Origin of the sequence: uncultured Limimaricola sp. (genome assembly GCF_964022235.1) — a bacterium.
In the GTDB taxonomy this organism is placed as follows: Bacteria; Pseudomonadota; Alphaproteobacteria; order Rhodobacterales; family Rhodobacteraceae; genus Limimaricola.
The window spans coordinates 207,069-220,709 of the sequence record NZ_CAXHZL010000001.1 but is presented as its reverse complement, the minus strand read 5'-3'; the positions used below and the strand labels follow the sequence as shown (position 1 = coordinate 220,709).

General features: G+C 66.8%; 18 protein-coding genes. 14 read left to right on the top strand and 4 right to left on the bottom strand.

Annotated features, from left to right (window positions below; translation table 11 throughout):
• Positions 1–13: 13 nt before the first annotated feature.
• Positions 14–889 carry a LysR family transcriptional regulator gene (locus AADJ02_RS01150; protein ID WP_341211157.1) on the bottom strand — a complete coding sequence of 292 codons (876 nt, stop codon included), beginning with the start codon at positions 887–889 and terminating at the stop codon, positions 14–16.
• 234 nt (positions 890–1,123) lie between these two features.
• Between AADJ02_RS01150 and ffh the strand changes: the two genes are divergently transcribed.
• The 11 genes from ffh to AADJ02_RS01095 all read left to right on the top strand — a co-directional run bounded on the left by ffh (position 1,124) and on the right by AADJ02_RS01095 (position 7,653).
• Entirely contained in the window at positions 1,124–2,620 is a 1,497-nt protein-coding gene (gene ffh / locus AADJ02_RS01145; RefSeq protein ID WP_341211156.1) for a signal recognition particle protein, read from the top strand.
• Entirely contained in the window at positions 2,617–3,138 is a 522-nt protein-coding gene (locus AADJ02_RS01140; RefSeq protein ID WP_341211155.1) for a GNAT family N-acetyltransferase, read from the top strand. Before ffh ends, AADJ02_RS01140 begins: the two co-directional genes overlap by 4 nt.
• Complete coding sequence (locus AADJ02_RS01135; RefSeq protein WP_341211154.1) at positions 3,135–3,431, top strand: chorismate mutase; 297 nt, start codon at positions 3,135–3,137, stop codon at positions 3,429–3,431. Before AADJ02_RS01140 ends, AADJ02_RS01135 begins: the two co-directional genes overlap by 4 nt.
• A 43-nt stretch (positions 3,432–3,474) precedes the next feature.
• Positions 3,475–3,840 carry a 30S ribosomal protein S16 gene (rpsP, locus tag AADJ02_RS01130; protein WP_341211153.1) on the top strand — a complete coding sequence of 122 codons (366 nt, stop codon included), beginning with the start codon at positions 3,475–3,477 and terminating at the stop codon, positions 3,838–3,840.
• On the top strand, positions 3,840–4,490 hold the full coding sequence (gene bluB / locus AADJ02_RS01125; protein WP_341211152.1) for a 5,6-dimethylbenzimidazole synthase: 651 nt from the start codon (positions 3,840–3,842) through the stop codon (positions 4,488–4,490). Before rpsP ends, bluB begins: the two co-directional genes overlap by 1 nt.
• Before the next feature lie 59 nt (positions 4,491–4,549).
• Positions 4,550–5,059 (top strand): ribosome maturation factor RimM, encoded by a 510-nt coding sequence (rimM, locus tag AADJ02_RS01120; RefSeq protein ID WP_341211151.1) that lies wholly within the window; start codon positions 4,550–4,552, stop codon positions 5,057–5,059.
• 85 nt (positions 5,060–5,144) lie between these two features.
• Entirely contained in the window at positions 5,145–5,309 is a 165-nt protein-coding gene (locus tag AADJ02_RS01115) for a DUF1328 family protein (protein WP_341211150.1), read from the top strand.
• A 61-nt stretch (positions 5,310–5,370) separates the two neighbouring features.
• A complete protein-coding gene (trmD, locus tag AADJ02_RS01110) occupies positions 5,371–6,210 on the top strand; it encodes a tRNA (guanosine(37)-N1)-methyltransferase TrmD (protein WP_341211149.1) in 840 nt (279 codons plus the stop codon).
• Between the two features lie 52 nt (positions 6,211–6,262).
• Positions 6,263–6,655: a 50S ribosomal protein L19 gene (rplS, locus tag AADJ02_RS01105; RefSeq protein ID WP_341211148.1), complete on the top strand. Its 393-nt coding sequence runs from the start codon at positions 6,263–6,265 to the stop codon at positions 6,653–6,655.
• Between the two features lie 11 nt (positions 6,656–6,666).
• Entirely contained in the window at positions 6,667–6,888 is a 222-nt protein-coding gene (gene rpmE, locus AADJ02_RS01100) for a 50S ribosomal protein L31 (protein WP_021693188.1), read from the top strand.
• Between the two features lie 339 nt (positions 6,889–7,227).
• Positions 7,228–7,653 (top strand): hypothetical protein, encoded by a 426-nt coding sequence (locus tag AADJ02_RS01095; protein WP_341211147.1) that lies wholly within the window; start codon positions 7,228–7,230, stop codon positions 7,651–7,653.
• A gap of 60 nt (positions 7,654–7,713) precedes the next feature.
• Here the strand turns inward: AADJ02_RS01095 and AADJ02_RS01090 are convergent, their stop codons facing one another.
• On the bottom strand, positions 7,714–9,003 hold the full coding sequence (locus AADJ02_RS01090) for a DEAD/DEAH box helicase (protein WP_341211146.1): 1,290 nt from the start codon (positions 9,001–9,003) through the stop codon (positions 7,714–7,716).
• Between the two features lie 372 nt (positions 9,004–9,375).
• Here AADJ02_RS01090 and AADJ02_RS01085 point away from each other — a divergent pair, with 372 nt between their 5' ends.
• A complete protein-coding gene (locus tag AADJ02_RS01085) occupies positions 9,376–10,185 on the top strand; it encodes a division plane positioning ATPase MipZ (protein WP_341211145.1) in 810 nt (269 codons plus the stop codon).
• A gap of 50 nt (positions 10,186–10,235) precedes the next feature.
• Complete coding sequence (locus AADJ02_RS01080; protein ID WP_341211144.1) at positions 10,236–10,691, top strand: GNAT family N-acetyltransferase; 456 nt, start codon at positions 10,236–10,238, stop codon at positions 10,689–10,691.
• Positions 10,692–10,736: 45 nt separating this feature from the next.
• Here the strand turns inward: AADJ02_RS01080 and AADJ02_RS01075 are convergent, their stop codons facing one another.
• Both AADJ02_RS01075 and AADJ02_RS01070 read right to left on the bottom strand, forming a co-directional pair.
• The gene (locus tag AADJ02_RS01075) at positions 10,737–11,231 is read right to left on the bottom strand and encodes a DNA starvation/stationary phase protection protein (RefSeq protein WP_341211143.1); all 495 of its coding nucleotides are present in this window, start codon (positions 11,229–11,231) and stop codon (positions 10,737–10,739) included.
• A gap of 86 nt (positions 11,232–11,317) precedes the next feature.
• Positions 11,318–12,172, bottom strand: a complete 855-nt coding sequence (locus tag AADJ02_RS01070) for an SDR family oxidoreductase (protein ID WP_341211142.1) — start codon at positions 12,170–12,172, stop codon at positions 11,318–11,320.
• 163 nt (positions 12,173–12,335) lie between these two features.
• Here AADJ02_RS01070 and AADJ02_RS01065 point away from each other — a divergent pair, with 163 nt between their 5' ends.
• Positions 12,336–13,640 (top strand): FAD-dependent oxidoreductase, encoded by a 1,305-nt coding sequence (locus AADJ02_RS01065; RefSeq protein WP_341211141.1) that lies wholly within the window; start codon positions 12,336–12,338, stop codon positions 13,638–13,640.
• Position 13,641 lies beyond the last annotated feature (1 nt).

Below are 13,641 nucleotides of genomic sequence, written 5' to 3'. Positions count from 1 at the left end.
ATCGTTCCTCAGCCTACTCCCAGCTTTTTGCGCGGTCCTTCAGAGCTTTGAGAAACGCCTGCACCTTGGGGGTCCGGTGCAGGTCGACATGCGTCACCACCCAGACCGGCACCTCCCATTCCGGCAGCGGGCCGTGGAAGATCTCCAGATCGTCGCGCGCCTGCGCCTCGTGCAGCGGCAGGAAGCCCAGACCCGCCCCCGCCAGCACCGCGTCGCGCTGGTTGCGCTCGCCAAAAGCGCGAAAGGCGATCCGGTCCAACGGCACGGTCTCGCGCAGCCATCGGTAGAACGGCGCACGGCTTTCGAGATCGTCAGAGCACACGAAACGGTGGTTCGGCAGATCCTCGATGCCCGAGGGCCGGCCATGGCGCGCGATGTAGTCGCGCGTCCCGACGAGAACGACCTGCAGCCGCATCAGGGGTTGCACCACGTTGTCGGGCTGATCGGGGACGGTGCCCGCGCGGATTGCCACATGCGCCTCGCCATATTCGAGCCGGAACAGCCGGGTGCCGGTGAGCAGCCGCACCATGACCGCCGGGTGCTCGACCTGAAAATCGATCAATAGCGGCATGACCAGATCGGCCAGCGTGTCGAGCGTGGTCACGGCCAGCTCGCCCTCGACCCCGTTGCCCTGCCCCTTGAGCCGGCTGACCAGCTGCGAGAACTGATCGTCGGTCGTCTGGGCCACCTGCAACAGGTCGCGCCCGGCCTCGGTCGCGGTGTAGCCGCGCGGGTGGCGCTGGAACAGCTTCACTCCGAGCCGCGTCTCGAGCGCGTCGACGTGGCGGATGACCGTCGCATGGTGCACCCCCAGCACGTCAGCTGCACCAGATACCGTGCCCATGCGGGCGACATGAAAGGCGGTGCGGATTTCATCCCAGTTGTCCATGCGGCTCTCCTCGGGCGTGGGGCTCCCTTCTAGGACGCATCGCCGCCGGCTCCAAGCGGATCGCGGCTCTTGACCAAAGCGGCGATCCGCCGTAATTGCGATCCCCAAACCCGGAAGCTTTGGCTTTCCGGTCCCCGGCCCGAGCGGGGATCGCCGTCCGTCAGCGCGTTGCGCCCACGGGCGCGCAACCGCATGGGGCAACCGGGATCTGCGTAACGGTCGGAAAGGACCGCCATGTTCGAATCGCTCTCAGACCGCCTCTCCGGCGTCTTCGACAGGCTCACCAAACAGGGCGCGCTGTCCGACGAGGATGTGAAGACCGCGCTGCGCGAGGTCCGCGTGGCGCTGCTCGAGGCGGACGTCTCGCTCGGCGTCGCCCGCGATTTCGTGGCGGCGGTGCAGGACAAGGCGACCGGTCAGGCCGTCACCAAGTCGATCACCCCCGGCCAGCAGGTCGTGAAGATCGTGCATGATGAGCTGGTCTCGGTGCTCACCGGCGACAGCGATCCGGGCAAGCTCAAGATCGACAACGCGCCCGCGCCGATCCTGATGGTCGGCCTGCAGGGCTCGGGCAAGACCACCACCACCGCCAAGCTCGCCAAGCGCCTCACCGAGCGCGAGGGCAAGCGGGTACTGATGGCCTCGCTCGATGTCAACCGCCCCGCCGCGATGGAGCAGCTCGAGATCCTCGGCCGCCAGATCGGCGTCGACACGCTGCCGATCGTCAAGGGCGAGGACCCCGTCGCCATCGCCAAGCGCGCCAAGACGCAGGCTTCGCTTGGCGGCTACGATGTTTACATGCTGGATACGGCGGGCCGGCTGCATATCGATGCCGAGTTGATCGCCCAGGCGGCGGCGGTGCGCGACGCGGTCAACCCGCGCGAGACGCTGCTGGTGGTCGACGGCCTGACCGGCCAGGACGCCGTGAACGTCGCGACCGAGTTCGACGACAAGATCGGCGTCACGGGCGTCGTCCTGACGCGGATGGACGGCGACGGGCGCGGCGGTGCGGCGCTGTCGATGCGCAAGGTCACCGGCAAGCCGATCCGCTTCGTCGGCCTCGGCGAGAAGATGGACGCGATCGAGACCTTCGAGGCCGAGCGCATCGCGGGCCGGATCCTCGGGATGGGCGACATCGTCGCCCTCGTGGAGAAAGCGCAGCAGACCATCGAGGCCGAACAGGCCGAGCGGATGATGAAGCGGTTCCAGAAGGGCCGCTTCAACATGAACGATCTCAAGATGCAGCTCGAGCAGATGCTCAAGATGGGTGGCATGGAGAGCCTGATGGGCATGCTGCCCGGCATGGGCAAGATGGCCAAGCAGGCGCAGTCGGCAGGCTTCGACGACACCATGCTCAAGCGCCAGATCGCGCTGATCAACTCCATGACCAAGAAGGAGCGGGCCAACCCCGACCTTCTGCAAGCCAGCCGCAAGAAACGCATCGCCAAGGGCGCAGGCCTTGAGGTGTCGGAGCTGAACAAGCTGCTCAAGCAGCAAAAACAGATGGCCGACATGATGAAGAAAATGGGCAAGGGCGGCATGCTGAAACAGGCCATGAAGGGCATGTTCGGCAAGGGCGGCGAAATGCCCGACGTGAATGACCCCGCCGCGATGGAAAAGGCCGCCAAGATGCTTGGCAAGCAGCTTCCCGGCGGCATGGGCAAACTGCCCGGCATGGGCGGCGGCATGGGCCTGCCCTCGGGCCTGTCCGGCTTCGGCAAGAAGAAATGATCCCGTCGCTGACCACCGAACGGCTGCATCTGGTGCCGCCGTCATTGGCGCATCTGCCAGCCGAGCGCGAATTCTTCGCCTCGGAGCGGTCGAGCTTTGTCGGCGGCCCCGCGCCGCGCCACAAGGCGTGGCGGGTGATCGCGCTGCATCTGGGCCATTGGCAGATCCTCGGCTACGGCATGTGGGCGGCAATCGAGCGCGACACCGGTGCACCTGTTGGTCTCGTCGGTCTCTGGGGCCCCGAGCCCTGGCCGATGCCCGAGCTGGCCTACCACCTCTACGAGGGGGCCGAGGGCAAGGGCTTTGCTACCGAGGCCGGGCGTACCGTGCTCGATTTCGCGCGGGACCGGCTTGGCATGACCGAACTGGCCTCGATGATCGACCCCGAGAACGCGGCGAGCCAATCCGTTGCGCGCCGGCTCGGGGCCGAGAACACGGGACGCGAATTCCGCGCCGACCCCGATGGCACCGCCGTCGAGATCTGGCGCCATGATCTCACGAAGGGAGCCTACGCATGACCGACACCTCCAGTCGCGCAGCACAGCTCCTCAAGGGGCACCGCGAGAGCATCGACCGGCTCGACGCGATCCTCGTCTACACGCTGGGCGAGCGGTTCAAGCACACCCAGGCCGTGGGTCGGCTGAAAGCCGAACACGACCTGCCCCCCGCCGACCCGATCCGCGAGGAATCGCAGATTGCCCGGCTCACCGATCTTGCGAACGAGGCCGATCTCGACCCCGAATTCGCCAAGAAATTCCTGGCCTTCATCATCCAGGAAGTCATCAAGCACCACGAGAAACATCAATCCTGACGGGGCCTTCCCCGTCATCAGCCATACCCAAGGAGACACTCCCATGGCCATGAAGATCCGGCTCGCCCGCGGCGGTTCCAAGAAGCGCCCCCACTACTCGATCGTCGCCACCGACAGCCGCATGCCGCGCGACGGCCGCTTCCTCGAGAAGCTCGGCACCTACAACCCGCTCCTCGCCAAGGACAGCGAAGAGCGCGTGAAGATGGATGTCGAGCGCATCAAGGACTGGCTCTCGAAGGGTGCCCAGCCGACCGACCGCGTCGCGCGCATGCTCGAAGCCGCTGGCGTGACCGAGAAGAAAAACCGCTCCAACCCCAAGAAGGGTGAGCCGGGCAAGGCCGCGAAAGACCGCGCCGAGAAGAAGGCCGCGCGCGAAGCCGCTCCGGCCGACGACGCCGCCGCCGAGTGATGGCACCCGGCCCGGAACAGCCCGGCGCCTTCGCACCGGAGTTCCGGGCCGAGTTGGCTCGGCTGATGGACAGGCGGCGCGACGTGCGCCGCTTTCGCACCGAGCCGGTGGACGAGGCAGCGCTGACGCGCTGCCTCGATTCGTTTCTGACCGCCCCTTCGGTGGGGCTGTCCGAGCCGTGGCGCGTGATCCGGGTGGCCAGCGCCCCCGCCCGTGCCGCCGTGCTTGCCAACTTCGAGGCCGCCAACGCGCGCGCCCTCGCCGACCAGTCCCGCAGCCGTGCCACGCTCTACGCGAGGCTCAAGCTCTCAGGCATGCGCGATGCGCCGGTGCAATTGGCCGTCTTTTGCGACGATGAGACCGACAAGGGTCACGGCCTTGGCGCCGCAACCATGCCCGAGATGCGCCGCTACTCCGTCGTCGCCGCGATCACCCAGTTCTGGCTCACCGCACGCGCCGAGGGTCTCGGCACCGGCTGGGTCTCGATCCTCGATCCCGCCCGGCTCTCGCGCGATCTCGGCGTGCCGCCCGCGTGGTCGCTGGTGGGTTACCTCTGTGTCGGCTACGCTGAGGCGCTCGACCGCGTGCCCGAGCTTGAGGCCGAAGGCTGGGAGATGCGGCGCGGTCACCTGCCGATCGAGACCCGCTGAGCCTTGCCTTCGGGGCCGGGCTGTTGTTCCAACGCAAGGACAGGCTTGGAGGATTTCAGATGAGCGACATGATCTGCGTGGGACGGCTGGCGGGCGCTTTCGGCGTGCGCGGCGAAGTGCGGCTCAAAAGCTTTTGCGCCGATCCCGAGACCATCGCCGACTACGTGCCGCTGGTGACCGACCAAGGCCGGGAATTCCGGCAGATCGTGCTCACCGGTCATGGCGCGGGTGCCTTCACGGCGCGCATCGACGGCATCACCACCAAGGAAGAGGCCGATGCGCTCAAGGGGGTCGATCTCTTTGCGCCGCGCGACCGGCTGCCTTCGCTTCCGGATGACGAATACTACCATGCCGACCTGATCGGCCTTGCGGTACACGACACCGGCGGCGCGCTCTTGGGCACGGTGCGCAGTGTTCTCAACCACGGCGCCGGTGACCTGCTGGAGATCCTGCCGCCCCTCGGCAGCGACACGGTGCTCTTGCCCTTCACGCTGGCTGCCGTGCCCACGGTCGATCTCGCCTCGGGGCGCATCGTGGCCGATCCGCCAGAGGGGTTGTTCGCGGGCTGATCCGCCCGGAACCCGGTCTCTCGGAATCGTGTTGAGCCTTTGAAGCGCCGGAGCTTTTCCGGACGCAGACCGAAAGGCTCAGACCATGATCGAATGGATTCTCATCCTCCTCGCCATCGCCGCCGTCGCCGGTCTTCTAGGCATGGGCCGGATCTCCGGCGCCGCGCTCACCGGGGCCAAGTGGCTCGCCATCATTGCGCTGGTGCTGTTCCTGCTGGTGTTGTTCGGCATCATCGGCCTCGCCACCTGACGATCCTTCGCAGGGCCGCCGGACCTTCCCCGGCGGCCCGCGATCCGCTATGGCCGCAGCCATGAGCGACACCCCCAGCGATACCCCGCCCCCCCGCGCCGCAGGCCGCCTGAGCGCCCGTGCGTCGGCCCAGCCGCGCGAGTTGATGACCGACACCCCCGATCTTGCCGGGGCCTGGACCGCACAGGTCATCACCCTGTTCCCGCAGGCCTTCCCCGGCGTGCTGGGCGAAAGCCTGACCGGCAAGGCGCTCAAGGACGGTCTGTGGCAGCTTCAGCCGATTGACCTGCGCCCTTATGGTGAAGGCAAGCATCGCAACGTCGACGACACACCCGCAGGCGGCGGAGCTGGGATGGTGCTGCGCCCCGACATCGTCGGGCGCGCCATCGAGCACGCCAAGTCCCGTGCCAAGGGGATCACCCCGGTGATCTATCTCTCGCCGCGCGGGCGCCGCTTCGATCAGGCGCTGGCGCGCGAGTTGTCTCAGGCCGACGGGGTGATCTTGTTGTGCGGTCGGTTCGAAGGCGTGGACGAGCGGGTGATCGAGGAACACGGCATCCTCGAGGTCAGCTTGGGCGATTTCGTCTTGACGGGCGGCGAGATTGCGGCTCAGGCCTTGATCGACGCCACGGTCCGACTTATACCGCGCGTGCTGGGGAATCAGGCGTCCACGGAGGAGGAGTCCTTCTCCCACGGTCTCCTAGAGCACCCGCAATACACCAAGCCCGCGCTTTGGAAGGGTCGTGCGATCCCCGAGATTCTTCTCTCGGGCCATCATGCGAAGATTACCGACTGGCGCAGGTCGATGGCCGAAAGGCTGACCAAGGAACGGCGACCTGATCTCTGGCGGGCGTATTGCGAGGATCGCGATATGGACCCGGATGAAGACCGAGAGCTCTGAGGTTGCGAGCAACGTCGCGGATATAACCGCGAGCAAGCAAGGAGTGACAGGCATGGACCTGATCGCACAGATCGAAGCGGAGCAGATCGCTTCGCTGGGGAAGACCATCCCCGACTTCAAGGCCGGTGACACCCTGCGCGTCGGCTACAAGGTGACCGAAGGCACCCGTACCCGCGTGCAGATGTATGAAGGCGTCTGCATCAGCCGCAAGAACGGCAAGGGCATCGCCGGTTCTTTCACCGTGCGCAAGATCTCGTTCGGCGAAGGCGTCGAGCGCGTCTTCCCGCTCTTCGCGACCAACATCGACTCGATCGAGGTGGTGCGTCGTGGCCGTGTGCGTCGTGCGAAGCTGTACTACCTGCGCGCGCGTCGCGGCAAGTCGGCCCGTATCGCCGAAGTCAGCAACTACAAGCCCAAGGCCGACACGGCCGCGGCCAAGGCCTGAGGAGCGCCGACATGAAAGCGGATATCCATCCCGACTACCACGTCATCGACGTCAAGATGACCGACGGCACCGTCGTCCAGATGAAGTCGACCTGGGGCAAGGAAGGCGACCAGCTGTCGCTCGACATCGACCCTTCGGTGCACCCGGCCTGGACCGGCGGCACCTCGCGTCTCATGGACGCCGGCGGCCGCGTGTCGAAGTTCAAGAACAAGTACGCCGGTCTCGGCTTCTGATAGCCCCGACCACCGCGATTCGAAAAAACGCCGCCCCTTGGGGCGGCGTTTTGCGTTTGTGGCGTAAATGGGGCGGCTTCGAGGCCGCCAATCGGGCGATGTCGGTGCGAGAACAGGGGGTGTGGCACGACAATGGCAAAGCGGAGGAGGAATATGGCGTTTTCTGGGCAACAATACGCATCTAATTGTGTCGCGGTGCGTTAGGCCCTGCTACACCATGGCAAATATGTCATTTCGGAGGCTTTTTCGATGCAACATTCCGGCGCCCAAGCCTTCGGCGACAAAGCCCATCTCATCAATCATCATGAAATGATGCGCATTCTTGGCCGCGTACCCCCGGTGGAAACGCACGGGCGCCACGAAAAGGCAGCATTCGGGCGCAGCGCCTATTCCATGCACAAGGCCGCCGCCCGGCCCCGTGCGATGCGCGATGCCGAGGCCGCGCCGCGTCGCACGGAGGCCCCGCGCGAGGTCTGGGCGCTCGCCCCCAACGCACAGCTGGTCTCGAAAGCGCTGGCCGAAGGACGCGGCCCGGCGCTGGTCGCGCAGTGGGACGAGCTGACCCGCACCGATCCGTGGTCGGGCATCGCGGCCTCGTTCGGTGCGGCGCAGGCGGCACGTCCGAGTGGCGCGCTGGCCGAAAAGCACCGGGCACGTGCCGCCAGCGGTGGTTTCGACGTGGTGACGGCGGCTCAGTGCGTGGCCCTGCGCGGGCGGCTCCTGGGCGCAACCAAGCCTGCAGAACGGGTCGATCTCGACCTCTGATCCTACCGATCGTCAGGTAGGAATGAAAAACGCCGCCCCGAGGGGCGGCGTTTTTGCATCTTAAGCGGCCTTGCGGGCGGGCCGGCGACGACGGTTCGCACCGCCCGGCTTCGAGGCGCCCTCGGGCTTGGGCGCACCGCCGCCAAAGCGACGGCCACCGCCCCCGTTGCCACCACCGCCGCCGCCACCGCGACGACCGCCCTTCTTTTCGGGCGCAACCGGATCCCAGCGGGTGCCGGAAGCCACGGGAATCACCGACTTCATGGCCTTTTCGATGTCCTTCAGCTCGCCCATCTCGTCGGGCGCGCAAAGCGCCACGGCGCGACCATCGGCCCCGGCACGCGCGGTCCGGCCGATCCGGTGCACATAGTTCTCGGCGACGTTCGGCAGCTCGTAGTTGTAGACGTGGCGCACACCCGGGATGTCGATGCCGCGGGCCGCGACGTCGGTGGCGACGAGCACCCGGATCTTGCCTTCGCGGAAATCCTTGATCGCCCGCTCGCGCTGGCCTTGGCTCTTGTTGCCGTGGATCGCCGAGGCTGCAAAGCCTGCGGCAGCCAACTGCTTGGACAGCTTTTCCATGCCGTGCTTTGTGCGGCCGAAGACCAGCGCCAGCTCGTCGCGATGCTGGTCAAGAAGCTCGACCAGTACCTCGGTCTTGGCAGCCTTGGCGACGAAATGGATCGACTGGTCGATCTTGTCGGCGGCCTTGCCCGGGGGGTTCACCTGCACGCGCACCGCGTCGGTGAGATAGGCCGAAGCCAGCTCTTCCATCTGCTTGGGCATGGTGGCCGAGAACAGCATCGTCTGACGCTCCTTCGGCAGCAAGGGCGCGATCCGGCGCAGCGCATGGATGAAGCCCATGTCGAGCATCTGATCGGCTTCGTCGAGCACGAGGAACTCGGTCTGGCTCAGGTTCACGGCGCGGCGGTCGAGCAGGTCGATCAGGCGGCCCGGCGTGGCGACAAGCAGGCTGCAGCCGCCTTCCATGCGCTTGATCTGGCCGTTGATGCCAGCACCGCCCACGACCAGCACGGTCTTGAGGTGGCTGCCGGCGGTGTAGGCGGTCAGGTTGTCGGCGATCTGTTTGGCCAGCTCACGCGTCGGGGCAAGCACGAGGGCGCGCGCGGATTTGGGCGCGTGTTTGCCAGCCGACTTCATCAGCCGGTCGATCATCGGCAGGCCGAAGGCCGCGGTCTTGCCGGTGCCGGTCTGGGCGAGGCCCATCACGTCGCGGCCATTCATAGCGTGCGGAATCGCCTGGGTCTGGATCGGGGTCGGGTCGGTGATGCCCTGTTCGGCGAGGGCGGCCACGAGACGGGGCGCGAGCCCCAGCATGTCGAAATCCATGTGCATCCTTGTAAGCGGCGCGAAACGCACCGCGGCATGGGCGCAGACCCGCGGGGAGGCGGGTCGACGGTCGGGTTGCGCCCTTGCACTCACACGGGGCCGAATGCCCACGCGCCGACAGGACGCGGCCCCTTGCGTGAAATGGGAACCTGAGATCCGAAGCGGTGCGGGCGCCAGCGCATCATGCGGGGGCGGCGCGGCTGCTCACGCGGGCCAAGCGCTTCGGTCTTGGAGTGGCAGATGGACCCGAAAGCCGCACAAGTCAATGGGCAGGCGCGTATAGGGTGCGCGGGACTTGCGCGGGCAACCGCCATCCCCTACCCCGGAAAGTGGTGCGGGAACGGCATCTTGCGGCCGGAGGGGACGGAACACGTGGCGCATATCATCGTCGTGGGCAACGAAAAGGGCGGAGCGGGCAAATCGACCGTCGCCATGCATGTCGCGACGGCGCTCGCGCGGATGGGCCACAAGATCGGCACGCTCGACCTCGACCTGCGCCAGAAGTCCCTTGGCCGCTATGTCGAGAACCGCAGACGTTATTGCGAGCGCGCGGGGCTGACGCTGCCCTCGCCTGCCCATGTGGAACTGCCCGAGATCGACGCGGCCGCGCTGCAGCCCGGGGAAAACATCTCCGATCACCGTCTTTCCGCCGCCGTGGCACAACTCGAGGATGACAGCGATTTCATCCTCATCGACTGTCCTGGCAGCCACACGCGGCTTAGCCAAGTGGCGCATTCGCTGGCCGACACGCTGGTCACGCCCCTCAACGACAGCTTCATCGACTTTGATCTGCTGGCCAAGATCGACCACGATGGCGAAAAGATCCTTGGGCCGTCGGTCTACTCCGAGATGGTCTGGAGCGCGCGACAGCTGCGCGCACAGGCCGGGCTCGACCCGATCGACTGGGTGGTCCTGCGTAACCGGCTCGGCGCGCAACAGATGGTCAACAAGCAGCGGATGGAGAGCGCGCTGCATCGGCTCTCCGAACGGATCGGCTTTCGCGCGGCCCCCGGCTTCAACGAGCGGGTGATCTTTCGCGAGCTGTTCCCGCGCGGGCTGACGCTCCTGGATCTGCGCGACGTCGGGGTGAGCCAGCTCAACATCTCCAATGTCGCCGCGCGTCAAGAGCTGCGCGACCTGGTGCGCGCGCTCGATCTGCCGGGCGTCGAGGTGGACTTCTGAACCGGACCGCCGCCCTTGTCCGCCCGGCGCTGGCGCAGGATGCCCCGGCGATGTGCGCCATCCTCAACCCTTTGATCGCGGCAGGCGACAGCACCGCGCACAGCCGCGCCTTCGATCCCGACCGGATGCGGCATCACTACATCGCCCCATCCGCGGGGATCAGCTGCATGGTGGCCGAGGTCGCAGGCGGAGTGGTGGGCTTTCAGAGCCTCGTCTGGGCCGACAGCTCTGACGATCCCCTGCCCCCGGGCTGGACGGTGATCGCGAGCTTCGTGGCACCGGGACAGGGCGGGCGCGGTATCGGACGGGCGCTGTTCGGCACGACCTGCATCGCCGCGCGCGGCGCAGGGGCCGGTGTGATCGACGCGACAATCCGCGCCGACAATGCCTCGGGCCTCGCCTATTACACGGCGATGGGCTTCACCGATTGGGACGTTCTGCGCGATATGCCCCTGTCGGATGGCCGCCTCGTGGACCGGATCCGCAAACGCTTCGATCTGGCATGAAAAAGAGCGCCCGAAGGCGCCCTTCTCATCGGTCTTGGTACAGCCTCACTTGGCAATGGCGCGCAGCATCCATGCCGCCTGCTCGTGGAATTGCGAACGGGCGGTGATCATGTCGGCGGTGACCGGATCGCCGTTCTCGTCGGCCAGCTCGATCAGATCGTGCATCCGCTTGGCGACCTGCTCGTGGCTCGAAGCGAGATCCTCGCACATGTCGACGGCAGAAGGCAGCTGAGCCTTGTCCTTGATGATCGACAGATCCTCGAGATGCTTGAGCGTCGAGGGCGTCAACTGGCCCAGCGCCCGGATCCGCTCGGCCATTTCGTCGGCGGCCTGGAACATGTCGTTGTACTGCTCCTCGGTCAGCTTGTGCACCGAGTAGAACAGCGGGCCTTCGACGTTCCAGTGATACGCGTGAGTCTTGAACACCATGCGATAGGTGTCCGCCACGGCCTGGCTCAGACCGTCGGCGATCTGCTTGGCCTTCTCGACCCCGGTATCGACCTTGTCGGCGCTCGGTTTGACATTGTGATTGTCGGCCATGGAAACTCCTGTCGTAACGATACGGCCCATCGGGGCCCTTGTGCAATCAACAGGCGATCCGGCGGGACGGTTCCGCCGATCGATGCTCAAGCTCCGACGATCTTGCCTCCGTTGGGATGCAGCGTCTGGCCAGTGAAGTAGCTGCCGTCCGACGAGGCGAGGAACAGATAGGCGGTCGCCACCTCCCAGGGCTGGCCGGGGCGGCCCAGAGGCGTGTCCGAGCCGAAGCCCTCGACCATTTCGGGGGGCATCGACCCGGGGATGAACGGCGTCCAGATCGGCCCGGGCGCCACGGCGTTGACGCGGATGCCCTTGTCCGCCAGTGCCGCCGACATCGAGCGCGACAGCGCCAGCGTCGCGCCGCGCGTGGTCGAGTAGGTGACCAGACCGGCGTTGCCTTTGAAGGCGTTCACGGAGGTCGTATAGACCACCGCATCGCCCTCCTTGAGATGCGGCAGCGCGGCCTGGGTGATGAACATCGGATGCATGATGTTGCTGTCGACAGTGCGGCGCAGGCGCTCCTCCGAGATGTCCTCGAGCCCGTCGTCGAGCCATTGCTGCGCCGCGTTGACGATCAGCACATCTAGTTGGCCATAGCGCTCGATGGTCTTGGCCACCGCCGCCTCGCAATGCGCCTTCTGGCCCAGATCGCCGCGGATGAGCAGCGCCTCCGATCCCTCCTCCTCTACCAGACGCTTCGTCTCTTCGGCGTCGCGGTCCTCTTCCAGATAGGCGATGGCGAGCTTCGCGCCCTCGCGCGCGAAGAGCACCGACACGGCGCGGCCGATGCCGCTGTCGCCACCGGTAACGAGGGCCACCTTGTCTTTGAGCTTGCCGACGCCTGGATGACGCGGGCGGTAGTCGGGGGCGGGGTGCATCTCGTGCTCGCGACCCGGCATGCGGTCTTGGGACTGGGCGGGCATTTCGGTTTTGTCGGTCATGAGGACCTCCCTGTTCGATGGGGCCATTCGTCCCTCAACCGGAGCACCAGCTCCCGGTTCCCGACACAGGCGGCCTGCCCCGGCGACGATCCGCCACCTTCCCGGGACGGAACCCCATGCCGCGCCCCCGGTTGCGTCGTGAACCCGACCTCAGGAGAGCTACATGGACACGGACTACGACGCGATCGTCATCGGCGGAGGGTCGGCCGGCCTGTCCTTCGCGCGCCACGCGGCACAGCTGGGCCGCAAGGTGGCCCTGATCGAGCGCGCCGAGTTGGGTGGCACTTGCGTCAATCGCGGCTGCGTGCCCAAGAAGCTGCTCTGGACCGTCGCCGACGCGCTGCAGCGTGGCTCCGGGCTGACGCGCGCGGGCCTTTTGGGTCCAAACCCGCAGGTCGACATGGAGCGGCTCTGTGCCGCGCGTGGCAAGAAGATCGAAAGCATCCGCCACAGCTACCGCGACAAGCTGCACGAGGCGGGGGTTGCGCTGATCGAGGATACGGCAGAGCTGACGGCCCCCGGCGAAGTCACGATTTCAGGGCAGCGCCTGCATGCGCCGCGCATCGTGCTGGCCACTGGCGGCCACCCGGTCAAACCGAAGATGGAGGGGGCCGATCTGACCTGCGACAGCGACGAGGTGCTCAACTGGACCGCCCTGCCCGGCGCTATCGCGATCATCGGCGGCGGCTATATCGGCTGCGAGATGGCGGCAATTCACGCGGCATTGGGCGTGCGGGTGACCTTGGTGACAGACACGGACCGGGTTCTGACCGAGTTCTCCGAGGCGGCCGCGCGGGTGGGCCAGCGCAATCTCGAAGCTCAGGGCATCCGAGTCATCACCGGCTGCACACCCGATGCCGTACGCAGATCCAAGGACGGGCTCGAACTGGTGCTCGATTCCGAGACAACGCTTCGGGTCGACAGGGTCGTTGCCGCCACGGGCCGGGCGCCCAACCTCGAGGCGCTGGGCGCGCTGAAGGACCGCGTGGCGCTGACCGACAAGGGTGTGTTGAAGATCGACGATAGCTTCGAGACCTCGCTGCCGGGGCTGCACGCGGTGGGCGATTGCGCCGACCGGCTGCCGCTGACGCCGGTGGCCTCCAGCGATGGCGAGACGCTGGCGATGCAGCTTTTCGGCACGCACCGCGCACCGGTCGATCTCTCGCACGTCGCCACCACGGCCTTCGTGCTGCCACCTGTCGGTGAAGTCGGGCAACCCTCGTCCGACGCGATCTTCGAGGAGGCGACCCTTTCGCCGCTTTCTGCGGCGTTGCGCGCGGACGCGCCGCAGGACTACTGGGGCCTCGGCGGCTCCGAAGCTGCCGTAACCTCGGTGTCGCTGGTGGCCGAGGGCGCGCATGAGGCCATCGCCTGGGCTGCGCAGTTGCTGCTGCACCGCCCCGATCGCGAGACGATGCGCCGGGCGATCGGCGTGCACCCTTCGACCTCCGAGGAGCTCATGGGCTGAG

Bases quoted from the DNA above. Each gene is read 5' to 3' on its own strand.
- AADJ02_RS01150 (WP_341211157.1), bottom strand. From the start codon at position 889: ATGGACAACTGGGATGAAATCCGCACCGCCTTTCATGTCGCCCGCATG.
- ffh (WP_341211156.1), top strand. From the start codon at position 1,124: ATGTTCGAATCGCTCTCAGACCGCCTCTCCGGCGTCTTCGACAGGCTC.
- AADJ02_RS01140 (WP_341211155.1), top strand. From the start codon at position 2,617: ATGATCCCGTCGCTGACCACCGAACGGCTGCATCTGGTGCCGCCGTCA.
- AADJ02_RS01135 (WP_341211154.1), top strand. From the start codon at position 3,135: ATGACCGACACCTCCAGTCGCGCAGCACAGCTCCTCAAGGGGCACCGC.
- rpsP (WP_341211153.1), top strand. From the start codon at position 3,475: ATGGCCATGAAGATCCGGCTCGCCCGCGGCGGTTCCAAGAAGCGCCCC.
- bluB (WP_341211152.1), top strand. From the start codon at position 3,840: ATGGCACCCGGCCCGGAACAGCCCGGCGCCTTCGCACCGGAGTTCCGG.
- rimM (WP_341211151.1), top strand. From the start codon at position 4,550: ATGAGCGACATGATCTGCGTGGGACGGCTGGCGGGCGCTTTCGGCGTG.
- AADJ02_RS01115 (WP_341211150.1), top strand. From the start codon at position 5,145: ATGATCGAATGGATTCTCATCCTCCTCGCCATCGCCGCCGTCGCCGGT.
- trmD (WP_341211149.1), top strand. From the start codon at position 5,371: ATGAGCGACACCCCCAGCGATACCCCGCCCCCCCGCGCCGCAGGCCGC.
- rplS (WP_341211148.1), top strand. From the start codon at position 6,263: ATGGACCTGATCGCACAGATCGAAGCGGAGCAGATCGCTTCGCTGGGG.
- rpmE (WP_021693188.1), top strand. From the start codon at position 6,667: ATGAAAGCGGATATCCATCCCGACTACCACGTCATCGACGTCAAGATG.
- AADJ02_RS01090 (WP_341211146.1), bottom strand. From the start codon at position 9,003: ATGGATTTCGACATGCTGGGGCTCGCGCCCCGTCTCGTGGCCGCCCTC.
- AADJ02_RS01080 (WP_341211144.1), top strand. From the start codon at position 10,236: ATGTGCGCCATCCTCAACCCTTTGATCGCGGCAGGCGACAGCACCGCG.
- AADJ02_RS01075 (WP_341211143.1), bottom strand. From the start codon at position 11,231: ATGGCCGACAATCACAATGTCAAACCGAGCGCCGACAAGGTCGATACC.
- AADJ02_RS01070 (WP_341211142.1), bottom strand. From the start codon at position 12,172: ATGACCGACAAAACCGAAATGCCCGCCCAGTCCCAAGACCGCATGCCG.
- AADJ02_RS01065 (WP_341211141.1), top strand. From the start codon at position 12,336: ATGGACACGGACTACGACGCGATCGTCATCGGCGGAGGGTCGGCCGGC.